An 18,794-nucleotide genomic window follows, 5' to 3' on the forward strand; every position below is an offset into this window, starting at 1 on the left:
TTTATGCACGCGAGTCGCCGACTACTATTCGAAGCGCTGCTCCATCGCGTGATGCTCGGACTCATCCCACCTGCGCTCCCGCTCGATTAGAAGGTCGAGGTCCGCGACCTTCTCCACCACCAGGGTCCTGACCTCAGGCGATTCATGCGTAATCAGCTCGCAAAGCGCCTGCTGACGGGCCTCGATAATCGGAACGCGTGAGTTCATCCAACTGTTCGGCACGGCTTGGCCGAAAGCGAACTCGATCAGGCTCGATTTGTCAGACGCACTGTCGAGAAGCCGCTTGAAGTGTTCACTTAGTCGAACCGAGGATGTCGAATCGTCGACCACCCCCGATCCGTCCTTTGCCTCGTAGACGCGGATGTTGCGCGCAACCAACTCCTGCCGTCGAGCATCATCCCCGCACCACGTCAGGAGCTGATCGATGCGTGCGAGATTCAGCGACGGCGAGGACTCACCGGATCGCTGCCGGAACAGCCAGTCCACCGCGTCGGACTCGGGATCATCACGTTCTATCTTGAGTAATGCATCTAGCAGCATCTCCGGACGCGCCTCGATGAATGACGACAGCACCTCGGAGTAGTTTTCCCGCGAGAGCCGATATTTCTTGACCCCGTCACAGAGTTCACCGACAAGCCGGGCCACCTCGTCTTCGGGCGCCCCAGGAGCAAGCGCTTCTACGATCAGCCTGCCTATACCGTGGTGGGCAGGCCGGTTCGCGTCGTCGGACCGATCACGCAACAGGTGACCCAGTGCGAATCGAATGGCAGAGAAGATCTCAGGCCCCGGGACATATTTCCGGTCGGCCCTCGCGTGTAACCGCATGATGAGCATGTCAAACGACGAGTGGTATCCCCCCGGTAGTTGGCAGACCGCATTCGTAAGCGCTGAAAGCTCCACGTCAGACATCGATTCATGACGTCCGCCATTGCCAACCGCCTCAAAATAAGTTGCGGGCACGCTGCCACGTCGGGCAACGTCGAGCAGCCGCGCACTCACCCACGGCGTAATCCGCGTGGATAGAAGTAGCCAAACGCTGTAAGGCCTGAGCTTATCTTCCGTCAGCAACTTCTCCTGGAGACGGGGCAGCAGGGCCGAATCCCGCTCCGCGATCGCCGACAAACAGCCTTCGATGAACTGGATGCTAGCGCGGTCTGGGGCATGTGCCTTGAACGACCGGATCAACTTCTCAACTAGGGCTTCTAGATCGCCGTGGGCTTCGGCGTAGCCATGACCTAGCCAAGCCACCGGTCTCGCGTAAGTCGCCCAAACCTGCGACGCTAGCCGCTCAAACAGGCCCGGGTTGGATGCGAGCGCCCGCCCTAAAGCGAAGACGCGGTCCCGCAGTTCGACCCTTTCTGCCTGATAGTCGGCGCCTCTACGGTGCGGATGCGCCCATTCGTCTACGAATGCGTAGGCGTTGATCTCAGACTCGAGATCGGAGGGCGCTGCCAGAGACCGCAGCCCCTCCAGGCGCCGAAGCACCGCCGGATGAAGACTCGCGCCGTCGTACTCGAGAGTCTGGCCGATGGCAAACCAAACTGCAGGCCACAGCCCGCCTGTGGCATACGTTGATAATAGCGCTTCCAAAGCGTCGAAACAGCCAGCACAGGTCCAGAGCTGTCGAAAGTTCGCTGCGATCAGAGACTTCGCCCACTCGCGCGAGTCATCGTTTGATTCAAGTATCGGATCGAGCAGCGAAAGGAATCCGTCATACCAGTCGCGTCGCTCCTGCCCGGATTTGGGCATCCAACCTGGTCCGCGGTTGCGTGCGCCGAACTGAAATCCTCCGAATGACGTCCACGACCGAGCCTCAAAGGCTGCGCGGAGCAGCTCGCCAGCGATCTCGCGGTCACGAAGCTCACCACTCGCAAGCAGGCTCCGCACAAGCGCCTGACGCCGCGCCGGGCCAGCCATGGTTCCGGATAGATGCAGCTGATGGAGTTGGCGCAACCGACCCACGACGCTGTCATTGTTCTCTCCACCACGCTCAGTCCGAGCTATAGAGAGCAGGACAGTCGCTGAGCGGTCGAAAGCCTCGTCGTCATAAGCCAGATCGACGAGGAGCCGGACGAAACGCTGAACGTTAGGATTGGCGCGGTCCGCGAACCCCGGAATATGGGCCGATTGCTCGATCGCGTCAAGAAGGACATCCGGGAAAATCGGAGCCACATAGTTGAGAACCACGAGGTGGTCCTCGCCGAGTGTCGCGAGATTGGCCAATGGTGCACTCGACTCGACCCAAGTGAGGGCCAACTCGCGAGCACGTTCGTTGTCATGAAGATATCCGAGGCGGTGAGCACAGGACTGGAGCAGCCGGATGTTTCCGGGACGCAGTAACTCGCGGTTGATGTCATCAGGTTCGCAGTCATCCAATGCGCGGCGCGCGAGCCGGTTTGCGAGTGCATGCGGCAGCACTGCGCGCCAGCTTCCTCGTCTCTGGGCGAGCTGCCTGCGCACAAGCTCAGCTTGGGCGCGCTGTAGGTCGGCGCGAGATACCTCAGATATCGACGACAGGACCCCGAGTTCATCCCCGTACTCTTCGCGTGAGACGTTGAACGAGTAAACCAATGATAGAGCCGTTGCTGCCCGTAGTAGATCCGCTGACTCGCCCTTGCGCTGCTGGAAAAGCCGCAGGAAGAGCTGCTCGTCATTAAAGCTTGTAAGCGATTCGTCCGGTTCCACCCGGTCAGCAAGCGCCAGCGCCAGTCTGGCGTTGCCGCCGGCGAATTCGGCAATACGCGCTGCATTGAAACGGTCGAGCTTGTGGTATCGCCGAAGAAGAAGCTTGGTGACTGTCTCCTCGCTACTTGGCTCGATATGAATGACATCGGTCTCCTCCGGTCGATCGTCAGAGATGTCGTACTCGATGGTAAGCAGGCGCAGTGGAGAGGAGCTGGCACTGAGCTGCTTCTGCAGAGACCGGTGCGTCTGTGGTGGGCAGTTGTCGAGGACGACATAGCTCGCCAGCTGGTTAGCGATCAGGTAGGTGACCACGGCTGATGCGGAAGGTGTCAGGTCCTCACCTAGATCGGCGTAGAGGACGTCAGTTGCAGGCAGTGCGTCATCCCCAACATCCTCTTCGAACAGGGCCTGTGCAAAACGTGTCTTCCCCACGCCCGACAGCCCTGTAATTCGCACGGCGCGAGAGCCTGACCGCAGCCGCGTCCGCGCCAGTTCTATGCCCTCCATGATTGTCATCAAGTTCTTTTCGCTTGAGCTGCCATCGCTCACGCAGCGATGCGCGTCGGACAGAAACTCGTCCTTATCGGCCTTCGGTGTCGAGGCCCAGCGACCATAAGGGCGCCAGCCCGCTAGCGGCTTGCCAAGCTTTTCCCGCGCCCAGAGCGCAACACCGGGATGGCTCTTCAGCCACAACGCAAGCCGGTCGGCTCCATAGAAGTCCAAGTGAAGCTCCTCGCCCGCACCATATGTCTTCAGTGCCTGCTCCATGCCGGCGAGGCGCCCCTTGTACATGGTCGCCGAGCAGCTGTCCTTGCCGCTGACGATGATGTAAGCGCCCTTCTCATCCGCAAGTGCCTTGATCGAGTCCTTAAGCACACCCGCCTCGAGCATCTCCCGTTCGCAGCTCCCGCGGCTCATGCTGTGCTTCTTCACCTGAAACCCGGTATGCGCACGGGGGATGAAGGCTGGCCGCACGAGAGGAAGTGCTGTCGCCACGCTAACGTCCAGTCCGCCGTCAGCTGCTTCCTGCGCCCCGCCGGCTTGCACGCTCGACCGGGGAATTCCCTGCTCGCGAAGCTCCGCTTCCGCTAGTCGAGCGACCAGCTCTCGCAGCTGGCCGTCGTCCAGGGTGGTGATGTCGGCAGCGGCTAATTCCAGGAAGTCCATCAGTCTCTCGAATTTTCGGTGCGGGCCCTCTCGCCCATAATGCCGAGGGTGTGACCCGGGTTGTAGGGGCTTGACTGACGAAGCTTCTAAGTTTCGAGTAGGTTGCTAACTTGAACAACTCTAGGTCCCGCACCTTTTGGTCAAGCCGGGGCCTGGTCCGGGTAGTGCAGCTGTCTTTCAGATAGCCTACCGCTTGTCTATCGCAACTATTGCGACCGTAACAATGTCCAACCGCCATCAGCAAGCGGTTCAGCACCAAAGCTGGTCGGGCATGCCGGCTGTTAGGACGGGCAGGGTCTCCTAGCATAGAAGAGCCCGAGCCGTGCCCGATGCAGACGAGACTCTTCCTACGCCGCTTCGTAATAGAGGCACGCTCTACGTCGGTTATTGGCCGGAAGTTGACACTAGCAATTGCTACCGAGACAACGCGCTCCGGATCCCCGTCGATTCCCGAAAATGATGCCACGGGCCCGCGTTGAGACGAAGCGCGCGCCCGCCGATCGTAGCAGCGCCAGGAATTGTGTAACCGCTCACTCAATCCGCGTTTGAGACCCACCTATAGCGTGCTACGCGACAGCTACTGAAGGAATGACGCCGTGCAACGGCGAGGCGTAAGGCCGAAGCTACCCTGCCTCGATGATCAGTACAACGAGTTCATCGGCTATTTGCTGGCACTGGGAACACACAGGGGATGGATACCTCGCGACGTTCCTCAGTACTCCAGACGCTCTGGACACCATCCTAAGTTCGCGCCGGTCACTGCGCTGCCTGCTCCGGAAGCCCTGCCATAACACGATGATGTTCGGCGAATCCAAGTTCATCAAACACCGCCTTGAACTTGATCAGGCAGTAACCGACATCTACTCACCGAAGTCGGTCAAAGTGTTGGCATCACCGTGAGAGTGATGCGCCAAGTAACGGCTTAGAGCCAGGAATGACCGATCTTACGCAGCTAGCTTCTCCACTGCGGCTTTAAACGAATCTTGCTGCTTGGTGAAGTAGAAGATCCGCTTGGGCAATTCATCAGTACTCATAGCAGTCTCCGGCTGAGTTTTCTGCAATCTGGAACACCTTCGAATGGCCTGTCGCATATCTTCACGATCAATACGCTGTCAACCTTCGTCCTCACGACGCTGATCGAGCACCCTCAGCATCTCATCTATCCAAGTTCCGGCATGTACCACCATGCGCAGGCCAATCTTGACGACTTCCTTTGCTCCCGAGCAAAGCGATAAGTGTCCCTTAGCAGGTACGCCCGACTGCAGTCACACTTCCTCTTGGATGTGGAAGCCGCCAACTCGCCCCAGCGGGCTGCCGCCTCAGTCAATGCTGAAGCGCTAGTTGCCCTCTCAATTCCGTGTCAGCGCGTGACCGCAGCTATCTCTTCCGCTAGACGTCGATCATTCCTCCAGCCTCTAGATACTGTCGTACCGAAGAGAGCCCATCGGTTCCTCCGCTACACATGACAGCTAAGGCGGTTTCTCCCTTGAAGAGGGCGCCAGAGTTTACTTGACGCACCCATGCGTTTGCCTGCAGCCGATTGGGAAAGATGGTGTGTAGCGCGCGATAGATGCCAATCACGTAGCTGATTCTCTGAATCGCTTGAGTTGACCGCTCACCCATGGCAACAGCGTCCAAGCAGACATCGCCTCCCCCGGCAGCCAGTCCAAGAATGGATAGCTGCTCCGAGGTGGTAAGTGACCAGGCCTGCGCGATTTCTGAAAACGCCTTCAGAGCCGGTCCCGCAAGACGCGGATTGTTCTCGGAGAATTGCGAGCTCATGGTGTGGGAACTTGGGAACGCCTTGGCAATCCTACTCTGAAGTTGAGTGTGCGTGCCTCCGAGCTTTGAGCATGACTGAATGAGCTGATCCAGCACCCAGCACCCAGCCCCACGTACCACTTGCCCACGGACAGAGCACGCTCACCGCGCTGTCGGAGCTAACTCCGTTGCGGGCTCTACCAGGTGATCCCGCCAGCGGCGTACCAGCAGGCTCACGCGATGGACAGATGCCCGGCCACGGCGCAAGGTAGCGGCTTGTAGCGACTGCAGAAATGACGCCCCGTATGAAGCCAATCATCTTAGCGCTGGATCTGGAGGGAACACTGATCTCCAACGCAATCAGTCAGATCCCCAGACCGGGCCTGCACGAGTTCCTCACACGCGTGCAATCGCAGTTCAATCAACTGGTGTTCTTCACGACGGTTCCGGAGGACCGAGTGCGCAACATTGCTGAACTTCTGGTCCGCGAAGGCAGTGTCCCAAGCTGGTTCACGGAGCTTCCCTACGTCCGCTGGTCTGGTGGAACAAAGGATCTGGCTTTCGTCTCGCCGCGGATTGGGGAGGCTTTGCTGCTAGATGACCACGGACCGTACGTGAGGTCTGGTCAAGAACATCTTTGGGTTGAGGTTTCGCTATTTGGCTCGCCTTACCCTCCTGAAGACGACGGTTTGAAGCTCGCATACCAGAGGCTGACCGAGCGTGTGGCCGCTCTAGACCGCGATGGCAGATCGCCGGCCGCGACGGACCCGATGTAGCCACCAGGTCCCCGGTCGTCTTGGAGCGAGCGCAGGAACCTCCTGCGCGGCGCCTCTGTCCTAGCTTGTCTACTACTGATGTGCAGATATGCGCACTCAACGCGCCAAAACTCCTGTTAGTGAGCACATTTCTGCACACAAGGTACATATGACCTTCCACTCTCCATCAGAACTCGTAGAACTACTGGGCTCTCGAATACGAGATCGCAGGCTTGCCGCCAACATTTCGCAGGCCACACTAGCGGACAAGGCAGGAGTCTCTCGACGCGCATTGATTGAGCTTGAGGCAGGACGCGGCTCGACGCTACTTACGCTGGCTGCAGTTCTTAAGGCCCTCGGGCTTCAAGATGAATTGATCCAACTCGTTCCTGTGCCTTCGGTGAGCCCGATGGCGATGTTGACCCTCAAAACGCCCAGAAAGCGTGCTCGTTCGCAAGCTAGAGACACTGTCAGCGGCCACTTCGAGCGCCGAACAGACGACGATCCGCATGCGGATTGATGGGAAAATTCGTCATAGATTATAAAGAATGCAGGCGCAACTACTGCTTCTCCACCGTCGATTAGATCCATTACTGCCAGGCAGCCGCGTTGCATCGCCTCCTTCCGTTTGCGCATTTCCACGACGATTGATTCCACTTCGTCTCTTGTGCGCTACTTCGGCAACACTTGAGTCCTAACAGCGCATGACTGCGAAGTACTTCTACGACAAGGCTTCAAAAAAGTATGTCGCTCTCCAGCCCGATTCTCCCCCGCTGCTTTCCCGCATCAGGTATTTGCGTCCCGCAGGAAATGGTTTAGCGTCTTGAAGATGAGCCCCCGAGCCATCCAGCACCATGTACTTCAGTCCCGTTCAACGGCAGAGCTCACTGAGCGGATTACGAATGAACATGGCCTGTTCGTTCCGGTCACGGAGGCATGGCAAGTGATGGGGTTTAGGACCTACGCCGCAGCGAGGCGCGCAGCCGCTAGTGACAAGCTGGGGATCCCGGCATTGCTCTTGCCTGGTAGGCGAGCACGGGTCATTCGCTCGGGTGACTTGGCCGAATGGCTGTTTGAGCAGTACAAACGGCCCAAGGATCTGAACACAAAAATTAAAGATAAGGAGCACGCGCACTAAGTGGCCGACCCATAGAACGAGACCCGTGCTTGCGGAGCACGGGTCTCGGGAACCGCTAGGGTACGTCTGATTTCTACGCCAGACGACCCTACGATACCACCTCGTGGGGCCCCGTCAAGGCGGGGAGGCCTGGCTTTTTGCCAAAATTATGGCCAGATTGCCGAAGTTCGAACAGCTGCTGGAGTCGATGAGCGGGGATGCCTCGGCACCGTTCATCCAGGCCGGCGATCTTTTACCCTGCGCGGAAGCGTCTTGGCAGGTTGGTTGTCGCCCACGGACCGCGGCTGACCTAGCTAATTTCCAAAGCGAACAGGAAACCATCACACATCTGCGCTCAATTGGTCTGCCGAAAGGCGGTGTGGAATATGTCATCCAGGCCCTGAAGGCCCCTCCGAGTCGAAAGGTTGGTGGCCCTCACCAAAGGAGCAGGGTCGGCGAAATTCGGAGCTACGTGCAGGGCGGGTTTCGCGCCGTTCCCACCGCTGCGTCGATCCAGTTTGAGTCGAGTTCGGAGCACGACTTTGCAATTTGCTTGGCCGCTAATCCGTCCACGCTCTTTCTGATCGATCAGCCCACCACAATTCTTGCTCCATGGCCTACATCGGGGGGCCGGACGCGCAGCTATCAACACACGCCCGACTATCTTGCAATCCATCGGGACAATGTTGTTGCATATGAGGTGAAGCCATTGGGCGTTCTGCGGAACCTACTGCAGGACAACCCGCATCTATGGGCATACGAAGGCGGGCGATTCACCTACCTTCCAGCAGAGAAGCACTACCGTGCCCTGGGAATTGTTCACCGCGTCGTGCCCTCTGAGACCATATCTTGGATCTACTCGGAGAACCTGAGAATACTCGCAAGCCAGGCTGTTGCCGATTTGCGGCCAAATGCCGATACAAATGCCCGCATAAGAAGAGCTGTTGAGAAGCATCAACCTACAAGCTTGGCGGCACTGGTTGACCGACTTCAGCTTGACACCGGGACGGACGTCCTTCGAGCCATATTGGACAGCGAAGTGTACGTGGATCTCCAACGCTGCAGCCTCTGGGATGCCGAGAACACAGTGATCTGTAGCAACGAGGCCGATGCCCGCCACGCGGGGTTGGCGATACAGGCGATGTCCGCTGAAGCGTCTCGAGGGAGCGATGTAGCTTGGCTGACCTGTCATCCAAAGCATCTCCCACTGGTTGGTCTACGCCTTGCGATCGCGACAGGAGCCGACACCTCTGAGTTCTCAGAGATCAACACATTTAAAAGGCGCACTATAGAGCGAATCAAGAAGGCATACCGCGAACGCGGTCTGGCGGGACTGTATCCGAACTGGGATAAGTGCGGGAGAAAGCGCAAATACACGGATGCGGATGAGAATTTCGCGATTGATAGAATCAGGATAGACCGAGCAAGTACCAATCACGATTCCGTTCAGCAATCGTACGCACGATACAAGCTTGACCTAGCTGATGCCGTCAAACAAGGGCGCAGCCTCCAGCTCATCAGTCTAAGCATGTACTACCTTCTTTGGAATCGTCGACGGCATAACACCAAGGATGCCTATGGCGTCGGAGGAAAGCGTAAGGCGAGTTCAGACTCTCCCTATGGCGATCCAAATGATCAGAAGGCGATCTGCACATTGCCGTTTCAGGTTGCGCACAGTGATCACTGCGCCCTTCCAGTGTTCTGCCAAGAAAGCGACAAGCTGCCCCAGCTCAGTAGCTTGGTCTGCCATTTGCACAAGGAGGTGCTCGCCGCAGTGATTCGATTCGCGCCTGCAAGCACAACTACATTGGCACTACTCATTCGTCAGTGCGTTCGACGGCACGGCTATCTCCCCCGCTACATCTACTCCGACTTGGGCTCCGACTACCGCAGCAAGCAGTTCGCCGTATCCATGGCGGAGCTGGGGGTGTCCGTCATGCGCCGGCCCTCAGCGAGCGCAAAGTCTGGCAGTGAGATTGAGCGTTACCACTGGACCATGCAGGAGACCGCGATCAAGGGTGGCATTGGTTACGTACCGTCGGTCAAGAGCCGTCGGGGCGTCTCGTCCTCCCATCAGCCGGAGAATCTTCCTAAACGAAAGCTCCGTGATCTCCTGGCGGATATCAACATTGCCGTGGACAAGTTCAATGATGGCTCCGCATACGAGAATGGCATCAATCTGATCGAACTGCGTCAGCAGTCTGAGGATCTCTACGGACCGCAGGGAGTTCCCTGCGCATTGGACTTCAAATTCTACGTCAGCACTTCGCCGTTCATCGGCCAAATCAGCGGGATGACCGAGGCTCGCGGCGCGATACGCTGGCAAGACCGTCGGTACTACTCACCGGTGCTGGCAGGACGTTCCATCAGAGTTTCGAAGCTGGATCCTCGTCTTGATCCTGAATCTGGCGGCTCGGTCATGTACTTCTGGCTGGATGATCGATGGCATACGGCAATTTGCCGGGAGCGGCTGCTCTCTGGGGGGAGAAGCCTCGAGTCAATTCTGCTGGAGGCCGCACATGACTTCACTGCAAAGTCGGATTCAGGCGGCCTTCTTCCGCTTCATGAGGCCATAGAGTCGGCCCGCCGCGCAAGGGCTGCGGACACTGGCTGCAGCCGTTCGGATGCCGCGCTGCCTTCCGGGCTTGGTGTAGCGGTTAGCGACAGTTACCAGCCTGAGCAAGATAGCGACTCCGAGCAGCTTCGGTCCAACTCCTCACCCCATAGCTGCGCCGAGAGTCAGTTGAACCCTGCGTCCGACGGCAAGCGGCGCTCACCTTGGAAGGCTCATCCCATCGACGATTGGGATGGGCTGGACGTGATCGATGTTCACGACGGTGATGCGATGTGATCGAGTGCCCAAAGACCAGATTCGTGTCGGAGCTTGAGAGCCTTACGCCCTCGTTCTCTGAGTCGGCAATCATGCATGAGAAATTTGCGTTTCTCTGGCGCTACCTCCAGAGGTTCACAGCTGTGAGTAATGGGGGGGACATCATTCTTATAGTTGGGCCGTCCAACAGCGGAAAATCCCAGCTCCTGGCACTACTGACCAGGCATCTTAGGGAGAACTTGTTTGCCGCCGTCGAACCAGGCCACTTGCCGATCATCGGCGCAAAAGCTAATCCTTCCCGCGACTCCCGGATGACACCAAAGCAGGTGGCGTTGGCCCTGCTGGCAGACGGTGGTCACGTTCTGTATGACCCCGAGCGCCAGGAGAAGACGGGTTTTTATCCGAGTATGAAGCCCAGCAGCGAGGATTTGCTGCATACCCATTTGTCTGAGCTGGTCTTCAGACGAGCCGTCCGCTATGTCATCGTTGACGAAGGACAACTTATAACGCGCTCTAAGGACAAGTTGTTTGCCGCGACTCTGCTGGAGTCACTCAAATCCCTGGCCGGGTCGAATCGGAACTTGGTTGTCTGCGGGGGTTACGACCTCCTTGAGCCAGCGCTTGCCCTGCGCTCGCATGTTGCCGTCCGTACTATCGTCCTGCACCTGGCTCCCTACGAGCCAGAGACCGGGCTGCTTGAATGGAGGCGAATCCTGAAGACCATGTCCAAGAGCGAGAAGCTGAATGGTCTGGGCAGATTTCTCAATGACTCCGCTCTGCAGCTGTTGACGGAATCGCACGGATGCGTCGGTGTGCTTGAGCGCAGGCTGAAAGACAGCCTGGCCTGGTCAGCAGCACATGGGCTTCCACTCGATGAAAGGATGTTCGTTGAAAGGCGGCCCATCCGGCTGCAGTGGGAGGCACAGCGCAACGACATCGAGCAAGGGAAGGCGCAACTCGCGCAGGTTGAGTGGGGTGCCACTGAGCACGGTGAGATCTTCTTGGTGACTGCTGCCGAAGCGGGCGCACCCTCTTCATCACAAAAGCCAGGCATTCCAAGAACGAAGAAGCTGAAGCCATTTCAGAGCAGGCCCAACAGATTTCCGGCGGCGCGATGAGCACATTCCTCCTGAAGATTGAACCTATTGGCCTGGGCACGGCGGAGGTGGAGTCATTCGCATCATTCTTCTCGCGCCTGGGAGCGGCTAATGGCCTTTCATGCTTTCAACTAGACAAGCTCATGAGGCGAATTCGCGAGCACCAGGGGGCAGCGCGAGAGCCTAGCAAGATAGGCCAACATCCAGCTCGACTGGACATGCGAGCGCGTGTTGCCTCTGCTGAGCTTCTCAGTGGAAACAGTGATCTCACTCGGCTTACTCTTCTTCCACTGTCAACCAGCGATGGAACATTGCGCCAGAATTCTCTGAGGGCAGCACGAGCGTGGTGTGAGCAGTGCATTCAGGAGGACCTCAGGCAGGAGCTTCCTGCTTACGATCGTCTGATCTGGTGCTCACGATTCATACTCAGGTGTCCGATACACAAAGTGATGCTGCGCACTGCATGTCCGGTTTGTAGAAGGCTCCAGGACTCTCGACTCCGCGACGGCGGCTATAGCAAGTTCGGTTTGGATAGGTGCAGCACGTGTGCCTCCACTTTGATTGGACCAAGCTCTGATCTGCGTCCCGAGTTCAAGCCGTTCTTCGGTGAAGCAGAGCTTCAGGAGATTGTTGCAGCCATCTCCATTGGGGAACTCAGGAGCATAGACACTGCGTGTCTCCAGACATTCTATGGAGCATTGAAGGACTACGATCAGCAGTACGCGAACGCTACACACAGCCACGGGATGATGCCGAGGATTGCACCGTGGTCTTTACCCACGCTCTCAAATGTTGTTGCTACAGCATGTAGATACCAAGTTTCAGCTGTCGCACTGCTCCGTGATCCTGAGCAAGCCGCACAGCACGTAAGCAGGCTCATGTTCGCCGAGCAGTCTGTTTCAGGAAGAGTACGAATTAAGGTGGAAGCTCTTCTACTTCAGTCAATTCGGAGGTCACTGGAGGCAGGGCTCGCTACTCCTGCTGGTCAAGCTATACCTACTCTCGCCCAAATCGGGTCGTTGTATTCCATGAGGTGCCTCGACTTCGCTGCGTCATTCCCAGAGCTCTCCAAGCGATACTTGGAGAAGACCCGAGCGCAGGCTGCGCAAATCCTGGAGTCCTATTAGGAGAGATGGACGTGAGCTTCCCAGCCTTGGGTTCACTGGCGCAGAGCGTCTTAATCAGTGCGATGTTCAACGGAGAACATCGCATTAACGTGGCACAAAGGCTATTTGAACTGGGGCTACAGTATCGTCGAGCGCGTACGGTGGCCCATGAGATTTCTGGCTGCGGAATCGCAGTGGTCAACTGGGGTATCAAGGGCTACTTGGTGGAGCTGGACGAGCCTCTAATTGCTTGGTGTGTAGCGCTTCCGCTCTTGAGGAGTCCAGTCCGTCAGATCGTTAGAACTGCGCACCGAGCGAACCTGCCTGAGTATGTGCGGCTCGCGGGAACAACAGCCCTTGCCTGCATCGTCGGATCCACACCGCCAGCGACGAGGCGGTTGGCGATCTTCTCCGAGGACGCTGATGGCTATTTCGACTGTAGCTCCCCACCGAGCTTGACCGTAGATCACCTCGATGAGGTAGAGCTCTGGAGCATCCCGCCGGCGGCGATCGCACAAGGGATCTGCCACGTAGATCCGCTCTCGCTCTTTCTTTGCCTGCGTGGATTGAGCGAGCGCCCCAACCTAGCCGAACTTCGTCGCGTCATCGGGGAGTTGTTGCAGGTCCATCATGCCGCCTCATGCTGACGCCTTCACTGAAGATCAGCCGGGGCAGCTTGTACTACGTTCATATCGTTGAGCGCTCCTGTGCCTGATCTGACAGCGCGCAGTCGAGGGCTATCAGAGATTGTGTCGTCGGCAGTCTGGAGCCGTCCTAAGCTCCAGAGGCTGAATTATTCCTTCGGCTTTGCATGCGCAGACTCAATTTCGAATTGAGCCCATGGCGAGTCCCGAAACTCCCAGCAGGGTATGGGTCGGAGGGTTGTCGTCCCACGCATCCTTCACGGCCCTAGCCAGGCAGGCCCTCTTTTCACCGTCGATGTCAGCGATATAGGTCCTGATTTGAAATACGTCGGAGAAGTCATGTCCGGCGGATTCAAGTGCGGACTTGAGGTTTTCAAAGGACCGTAGAACTTGCTGGGGAAAGGGGCTCCTTCACGACCCCATCCGTTTCAGAAGCCCAATGTCCGGAGGTGAAAAACAGCTCATGCGACGTAGCGGGCAACACGAAAACGCGGCTGTAGCCGAAGGGGACCGGGTTGTGAATCTTCGGCGGGTTCATGAACTCACGTGCCATGTTTCATTCGGGCAGGAGTGATTCCCTCTACCAACGCCGCAGGCAGCTGGTTAGATGCCGCAGCTGTCGGAAGACATGCCATGGCACGTGCCGCAGCATCAGCTCACTGCGCGTATGCTCGGGTCTTGATGAGCGTGGTCCAGGCGCAAGGCTACGCTACAACGGGGCCGACGTTGCGATCTTGATAAACAGCTCGGCCTTGGCATTGCCCTTCCCACCGCAGAGCCATCTAGGCCCAAGCGCGTCACCGAGGAGACGCCAGCTCGCCTGCCAGCTGCCGCCACTAGGCGCTTGGCCTGCAAGTGATGATTAACCAAGCACTCCCGTCTGCCTCATCGGTGAACCACTCCAGAAAAGCCGTGTTCTGCGCGGCAGTCAGGTTCTTCAGGCAAGCCCTGATCAGGAGTCTCTTTACCCGGCCTCCGGCGCTCTTCTGAGTGGCCTCGAGGAGCATATCCAATATAGGTCGTAACCATGTCCTGTGGACTGGCTCCCCTCGTCCGTGGCCGCCACATATCGCCAAAGTTATGCAATTTCAATGACTTATATATCGATAACAGCGTGGCCGACCGGATGCGCCAATTTTTACTGGAGAACGGCGCCAATCTTTAGCGGACTGCACATTAAACCTTTGACGCGCCGGCTGCATCCGATCCTCAACGCCCCGCTGGAATTGCGCATGTCCCGCCCAATGCTCCGAGTCCTGCTCATGCTCATCAGTGCCCTGCCCTTCGCCGCCATCTCCGCCAGCCAGGACCAGGCCAACGACCAGACCCGCCGCCTGATCCGCCAGATCATGCTGGAGCAGCGCATCCCCGGGCTGCAGATTGCGGTGGTCAAGGACGGGCAGATCGTGCTCTCCGAAGCCTACGGGCTGGCCAACGTGGAGAACGGTGTGCTTGCCTCGCGCGACACCCGCTTCCCGCTCAATTCGGCCACCAAGGCATTCACCGGCGTGGCTGCCGCGCAGCTGGCTCAGCAAGGGCAGCTGGATCTGGACGCGCCGGCCTCGCGATATCTGGGTGATCTTCCGCCAGCGTGGAGAGACGTACGCGTACACCAGCTGCTGGCGCATACCTCCGGCCTTCCGGACATCCTTGATGCGAACGGGCTGCTGGGCGGAGGTTCCGAAGCACAGGCATGGGCGGCGGTGACAGCTCGACCGCTGGAAGCGGTGCCCGGGCAGCGCTTCGCTTACAACCAGACCAACTACGTACTGCTGGCACGAATCATCGCGAAGCAATCCGGCATGCCCTACGAACGTTTCCTCGCCACCGGCCAGTTCAGCAGCGCGCGCATGGCCCGCACCACCTTCGGCGACAGCTACGACCTGATTCCGGATGCGGCGACGATGTACAGCCTGGCCCCGCGTGCCACCGACGCTGTAGACGCGCCGTCCCGCCTGTCGCATTGGTTCTACGACATACCGCCTTCGCTGTGGGCTGGCGGCGGCATCCTCACCACCGCCGACGACACTGCGCGCTGGCTGGTCACGCTGACCGAAGGCCGGCTGTTACCGGAGACGGCCCTGCGGCGGATGTGGTGCGCAGAGCGCCTGACGGATGGCCGCGCCGGACCCTGGGCCGGCGGATGGCCGGTGCTGCGCGCATCCCCCGACCTGCAGGTGGCCGGTATTGGCGGCGCGCGGTCGGCCTTCGTCGTGTATCCCGACCGCGACGTCGCGGTGGTGGTGCTGACCAATCTGGTCGGCGCCAATCCACAGCAGTTCATTCCGCGCATTGCCGATCTCTATGCGCCTGCGGTGACCGTGCCCTGAGGCTGCCGGCCAGCGGCCGGCACTACCGTCGGCTCAGCCCCGTGGCCCACCCATCACCGGCAGGATCACCCCGCTGATGTAACTGGCGCAGGCCGGCGAGGCCAGGAACACATAGGCGGGCGACAGCTCTTCCGGCTGTGCAGGCCGGCCCATGTCGCTGTCCTTCCCGAACTCCGCCACGTCTTCGGCCTGCTTGTCGGCGGGGTTCAGCGGCGTCCATACCGGCCCCGGCGCCACGCAGTTCACGCGGATGCCGCGCGGCAGCAGCTGGCTGGCCAGCGCCTTGGTGAATGCATGGATCGCGCCCTTGGTGGCGGAATAGTCGATCAGCGCCTTGCTGCCGAAGATCCCCGTTTCCGAGCCGGTGTTGATGATGCTGGCGCCTTCGCCCAGATGCGGCAGTACCGCACGCGCCATCTGGACGTAACCGCCGATGTTGGTCTGCAGGGTTTCCTGCAGGTGCGCGTCTTCCAGGTCTTCCAGCCGCTCGCAGTGCAGCTGGAACGCGGCGTTGTTGACGAGGATGTCGATGCCGCCGAACGCCTTGGCCACCTGCTTGACGGCCTTGTTGCAGAAACGCGGATCGCGCACATCGCCGGCGATCACCACGCAGCGGCCGCCTTCGCGTTCCACGTGCTGGCGGGTGATGTCCGCGTCTTCGGCCTCGTCCAGGTGCAGTACCGCCACATCCGCACCTTCGCGCGCGAACAACACTGCCACCGCACGGCCAATGCCGGAGTCGCCACCGGTGACGATCGCACGCATGCCCTGCAGCTTGCCGCTGCCCGCGTAGTCGGGCGCAAGGAAACGGGGCGCCAGCTCCAGTTCGTGCTCGTGCCCGGGCTTGGCCAGCTGCTGCGCCGGCATCGCCTCCGGCTGCCGGCGTGCGCCGGCCTGGGTCGCGGTCTTCTTTGTTGCCTTCTTGGCCGCGCGGGCGTCCTTGGCCTTCTCCTGGTCCTGCAGGCGCCGCTGCCGTGCAGCGACGCGTGCCGCCCGTGGATCACTGGCGGCTGCCTTGCGGGTTGCGGTCTTCACCACGCGCGGGCGATCAGGGTCGGCGACCGCCTTGGTCGGGGTGCTGCCTTTACGCACTTTCGGCGATGCCTTACGGCGGGCGGGGGTCTTCCTGGTGGTGGCCATGCAGGTCTCCTCGGGAGGGAAAGGGGCTGCCGGCCAGCGGCCGGCACTACCGGGGGGCGGCCCATGCCGCTTCTGCAGTGTCTCCACCCACGCTGTTGGCGGCGGTGAGCGCGCCGTGTCCACGATGTGCACGGCATTCATTCCGCCACCACGTCTGACGTCGCACCCTGCACGCAATCAAACAAGGAGTGCCTCCATGAAACATGCCATCGCCACCGCCGCCGCCTGCTTTGCCCTTGCCGCCTGCAGCAGCACGCCGATGGCCCAGGTGCAGCCGATCGACGGCGTGATTTCCGGCCAGTGCCACAGCGAAAGGGTGCGCGGCGCGGTGGGCCTGGCCGCCTCGGACGCCACCGTGGCCCGCGCACGCGTGGACAGCGACAGCCTGCACGTACGGGTACTGCGCCATGACGGTCCGCGGGTGCCGCCGGCCAGCGAAGGCGGCGACCGCCTGACCATCGAGAAGGGCCGGACCAACAACATCGTTGCGATCTACTGCGGCTGACGACTGCGACTGAGCCGCCGCGCCCGGCGCAGCACTTTCAGCGTGGCCTGCTCCCACTGCCGCGGGCCGCGCAGGCCGGCCAGCGAGACCAGCTCACCGCGCTCCCAGCCGGCAAACACGCACGGGTCGATGTAGGCCTTGCGGCACACGGCCGGCGTGTTGCCCAGCCGTGCCGCCACTTGGCAGACCACTTCGCGCTGCGCCCTGGCCAGCGCGCGCTGGCTGGCCGGTTCCGGCAGTTCGGTGGCGGCCAATGCCTGTACCGCCGCCAGCGTGCCGCCCCAGGTGCGGAAGTCCTTCGCGGTGAAGTCCTCGCCCATCACCTCGCGCAGGTAGTCGTTCACCGCGCCGGAATCCACCGGCTGCAGCGCGCCTTCGTCGTCGCGGTACTGGAACAGCGCCTGCCCGGGCAGCTGCTGGATGCCGCGTACCAGCGTGCCCAGCCGCCGATCGCCCACCACCACCTCGTGCAACTGCCCGGATTTGCCCCGGAAGCGCATTCGCACGCGGCCGCCGCGCAGCAGGTCCAGGTGGCGGTTGCGCAGCGTTGTCAGCCCGTAGGATTTGTTTTCCTGTGCATAGCTTTCGTTGCCCACCCGCACCAGGGTGTCGGCCAGCAGGGCCACCACCACCGCAAGCACCTTGTCGCGCGGGAAGCCGGGCTGCTTCAGATCGCGCGACAGCCGCCGCCGCAGCGTGGGCAACGCCTCGCCAAAGGCGATGATGCGGTCGAACTTGCCGGCATCGCGCTCCTTCGCCCAATCGGCATGGTAGCGATACTGCTTGCGTCCACGCGCGTCGCGGCCGGTGGCCTGCAGGTGGCCATTGGCGTGGGCACAGATCCACACAGCGGTATACGCAGGTGGAATCGCCAGCGCACGGATGCGCTGCAGGGTGGCGGCATCGCGAACCGCGTGGCCATCGGCATCGCGGTAACTGAAGCCCTTGCCGGCGCGGCGCCGGCTGATGCCTGGCTGGGTGTCATCGACATAGCGCAGGCCGGCCGCGCGCGCGGCCTGTCGTTCGGGGGTAGAGGAGGTTGGCATGACCGCAGTGTCGCCGTCGCGATGCCGCGAACCTGTCGATAACAGAAGACAAACACGTGAGGGTCGGTTCGCCGCTATGCTCGGGCTTTCACAATCCCTTCCGGAGTCATGATGTCGTTCCCGATTCGCGCCCGTTCGCTCTCCGCCCTGCTGCTGCCTGCCGTGCTGGCCCTGACCGCCTGCCAGGCTCCGGCGCTGGATGAACAGGATTCGGCCACTGCCCATGCCCAGCAGGCGGCCGAAGCCGCCAAGGCGCCGGCCGACGAAACCGGCAAGGCCACCGAGGCACCGCCGGTCGGCACCTGCGATGCCAGCCAGGTGCAGAGCCTGGTCGGCCAGGCCTACGCCGACGCGCTGGGCAAGCAGGCGCAGGAAGATGCCGGTGCCCACCAGCTGCGCGTCATGAAGCCCAATGACGTCGCCACCATGGAGTTCCTCGGCGACCGCCTGAACATCGAAGTGGACGACAAGGGCCTGGTCAGCGGCGTGCGCTGCGGCTGAGTTCGACCGCGCGCCGGCACGGGGTTGCCGGCGCGTTCTGTTGCACCTGCAACCGTGTATTGCGGCGCTGCAGCAACCTGTGATCTAGTCGAGGCATCCGGTGGCCTCAC

12 protein-coding genes and 1 pseudogene are annotated in these 18,794 nt (G+C 60.3%); 8 read left to right on the forward strand and 5 right to left on the reverse strand.

Features of this window, described 5'->3' with window-relative positions; all coding sequences use genetic code 11:
• Positions 1 to 24 precede the first annotated feature (24 nt).
• Positions 25 to 3,852, reverse strand: coding sequence for a hypothetical protein (locus AC5P5V_RS05505; RefSeq protein WP_134967882.1), 3,828 nt, complete (start codon positions 3,850 to 3,852; stop codon positions 25 to 27).
• A gap of 1,389 nt (positions 3,853 to 5,241) precedes the next feature.
• Positions 5,242 to 5,634, reverse strand: coding sequence for an antitoxin Xre/MbcA/ParS toxin-binding domain-containing protein (locus AC5P5V_RS05510; protein WP_134967881.1), 393 nt, complete (start codon positions 5,632 to 5,634; stop codon positions 5,242 to 5,244).
• 284 nt (positions 5,635 to 5,918) lie between these two features.
• On the opposite strand from AC5P5V_RS05510, the gene AC5P5V_RS05515 reads away from it, so the two are divergent.
• From AC5P5V_RS05515 to AC5P5V_RS05535, 5 genes are all read left to right on the forward strand, one after another.
• Positions 5,919 to 6,389 (forward strand): NIF family HAD-type phosphatase, encoded by a 471-nt coding sequence (locus AC5P5V_RS05515; protein WP_134967880.1) that lies wholly within the window; start codon positions 5,919 to 5,921, stop codon positions 6,387 to 6,389.
• A gap of 88 nt (positions 6,390 to 6,477) precedes the next feature.
• Positions 6,478 to 6,888, forward strand: coding sequence for a helix-turn-helix transcriptional regulator (locus tag AC5P5V_RS05520; protein WP_231352426.1), 411 nt, complete (start codon positions 6,478 to 6,480; stop codon positions 6,886 to 6,888).
• Positions 6,889 to 7,663: 775 nt separating this feature from the next.
• On the forward strand, positions 7,664 to 10,336 hold the full coding sequence (locus AC5P5V_RS05525) for a hypothetical protein (RefSeq protein WP_495215824.1): 2,673 nt from the start codon (positions 7,664 to 7,666) through the stop codon (positions 10,334 to 10,336).
• A 71-nt stretch (positions 10,337 to 10,407) separates the two neighbouring features.
• Positions 10,408 to 11,433, forward strand: a complete 1,026-nt coding sequence (locus tag AC5P5V_RS05530; protein ID WP_134967878.1) for an ATP-binding protein — start codon at positions 10,408 to 10,410, stop codon at positions 11,431 to 11,433.
• Positions 11,430 to 12,539: a TniQ family protein gene (locus tag AC5P5V_RS05535; RefSeq protein ID WP_134967877.1), complete on the forward strand. Its 1,110-nt coding sequence runs from the start codon at positions 11,430 to 11,432 to the stop codon at positions 12,537 to 12,539. The genes AC5P5V_RS05530 and AC5P5V_RS05535 overlap by 4 nt, the downstream gene beginning before the upstream one ends.
• An 800-nt stretch (positions 12,540 to 13,339) precedes the next feature.
• Here AC5P5V_RS05535 and AC5P5V_RS05540 read toward each other — a convergent pair.
• Positions 13,340 to 13,546: pseudogene (locus AC5P5V_RS05540) on the reverse strand (RidA family protein); the annotation flags it as partial.
• An 878-nt stretch (positions 13,547 to 14,424) separates the two neighbouring features.
• Here AC5P5V_RS05540 and AC5P5V_RS05545 point away from each other — a divergent pair.
• Positions 14,425 to 15,492: a serine hydrolase domain-containing protein gene (locus AC5P5V_RS05545; RefSeq protein WP_495215825.1), complete on the forward strand. Its 1,068-nt coding sequence runs from the start codon at positions 14,425 to 14,427 to the stop codon at positions 15,490 to 15,492.
• A 33-nt stretch (positions 15,493 to 15,525) separates the two neighbouring features.
• Here AC5P5V_RS05545 and AC5P5V_RS05550 read toward each other — a convergent pair whose 3' ends face one another.
• On the reverse strand, positions 15,526 to 16,632 hold the full coding sequence (locus AC5P5V_RS05550) for an SDR family oxidoreductase (RefSeq protein ID WP_134967875.1): 1,107 nt from the start codon (positions 16,630 to 16,632) through the stop codon (positions 15,526 to 15,528).
• Between the two features lie 196 nt (positions 16,633 to 16,828).
• Here AC5P5V_RS05550 and AC5P5V_RS05555 point away from each other — a divergent pair, with 196 nt between their 5' ends.
• Positions 16,829 to 17,137 (forward strand): hypothetical protein, encoded by a 309-nt coding sequence (locus tag AC5P5V_RS05555; RefSeq protein ID WP_134967874.1) that lies wholly within the window; start codon positions 16,829 to 16,831, stop codon positions 17,135 to 17,137.
• Here AC5P5V_RS05555 and AC5P5V_RS05560 read toward each other — a convergent pair.
• Entirely contained in the window at positions 17,125 to 18,183 is a 1,059-nt protein-coding gene (locus tag AC5P5V_RS05560) for a DNA topoisomerase IB (RefSeq protein WP_180868573.1), read from the reverse strand. The two genes, AC5P5V_RS05555 and AC5P5V_RS05560, sit on opposite strands and share 13 nt — an antisense overlap.
• Positions 18,184 to 18,294: 111 nt before the next feature.
• On the opposite strand from AC5P5V_RS05560, the gene AC5P5V_RS05565 reads away from it, so the two are divergent.
• Entirely contained in the window at positions 18,295 to 18,684 is a 390-nt protein-coding gene (locus tag AC5P5V_RS05565; protein WP_032954733.1) for an I78 family peptidase inhibitor, read from the forward strand.
• The last annotated feature ends 110 nt before the right edge of the window (positions 18,685 to 18,794 follow it).

The organism is Stenotrophomonas sp. YJH_SMC_130 (genome assembly GCF_059369035.1).

Coding starts and splice junctions, on each gene's coding strand:
- AC5P5V_RS05535 (WP_134967877.1), top strand. CDS start 11,430: ATGAGCACATTCCTCCTGAAGATTGAACCTATTGGCCTGGGCACGGCG.
- AC5P5V_RS05555 (WP_134967874.1), top strand. CDS start 16,829: ATGAAACATGCCATCGCCACCGCCGCCGCCTGCTTTGCCCTTGCCGCC.
- AC5P5V_RS05510 (WP_134967881.1), bottom strand. CDS start 5,634: ATGAGCTCGCAATTCTCCGAGAACAATCCGCGTCTTGCGGGACCGGCT.
- AC5P5V_RS05530 (WP_134967878.1), top strand. CDS start 10,408: ATGCATGAGAAATTTGCGTTTCTCTGGCGCTACCTCCAGAGGTTCACA.
- AC5P5V_RS05545 (WP_495215825.1), top strand. CDS start 14,425: ATGCTCATCAGTGCCCTGCCCTTCGCCGCCATCTCCGCCAGCCAGGAC.
- AC5P5V_RS05565 (WP_032954733.1), top strand. CDS start 18,295: ATGTCGTTCCCGATTCGCGCCCGTTCGCTCTCCGCCCTGCTGCTGCCT.
- AC5P5V_RS05515 (WP_134967880.1), top strand. CDS start 5,919: ATGAAGCCAATCATCTTAGCGCTGGATCTGGAGGGAACACTGATCTCC.
- AC5P5V_RS05550 (WP_134967875.1), bottom strand. CDS start 16,632: ATGGCCACCACCAGGAAGACCCCCGCCCGCCGTAAGGCATCGCCGAAA.
- AC5P5V_RS05560 (WP_180868573.1), bottom strand. CDS start 18,183: ATGCCAACCTCCTCTACCCCCGAACGACAGGCCGCGCGCGCGGCCGGC.
- AC5P5V_RS05505 (WP_134967882.1), bottom strand. CDS start 3,852: ATGGACTTCCTGGAATTAGCCGCTGCCGACATCACCACCCTGGACGAC.
- AC5P5V_RS05520 (WP_231352426.1), top strand. CDS start 6,478: ATGCGCACTCAACGCGCCAAAACTCCTGTTAGTGAGCACATTTCTGCA.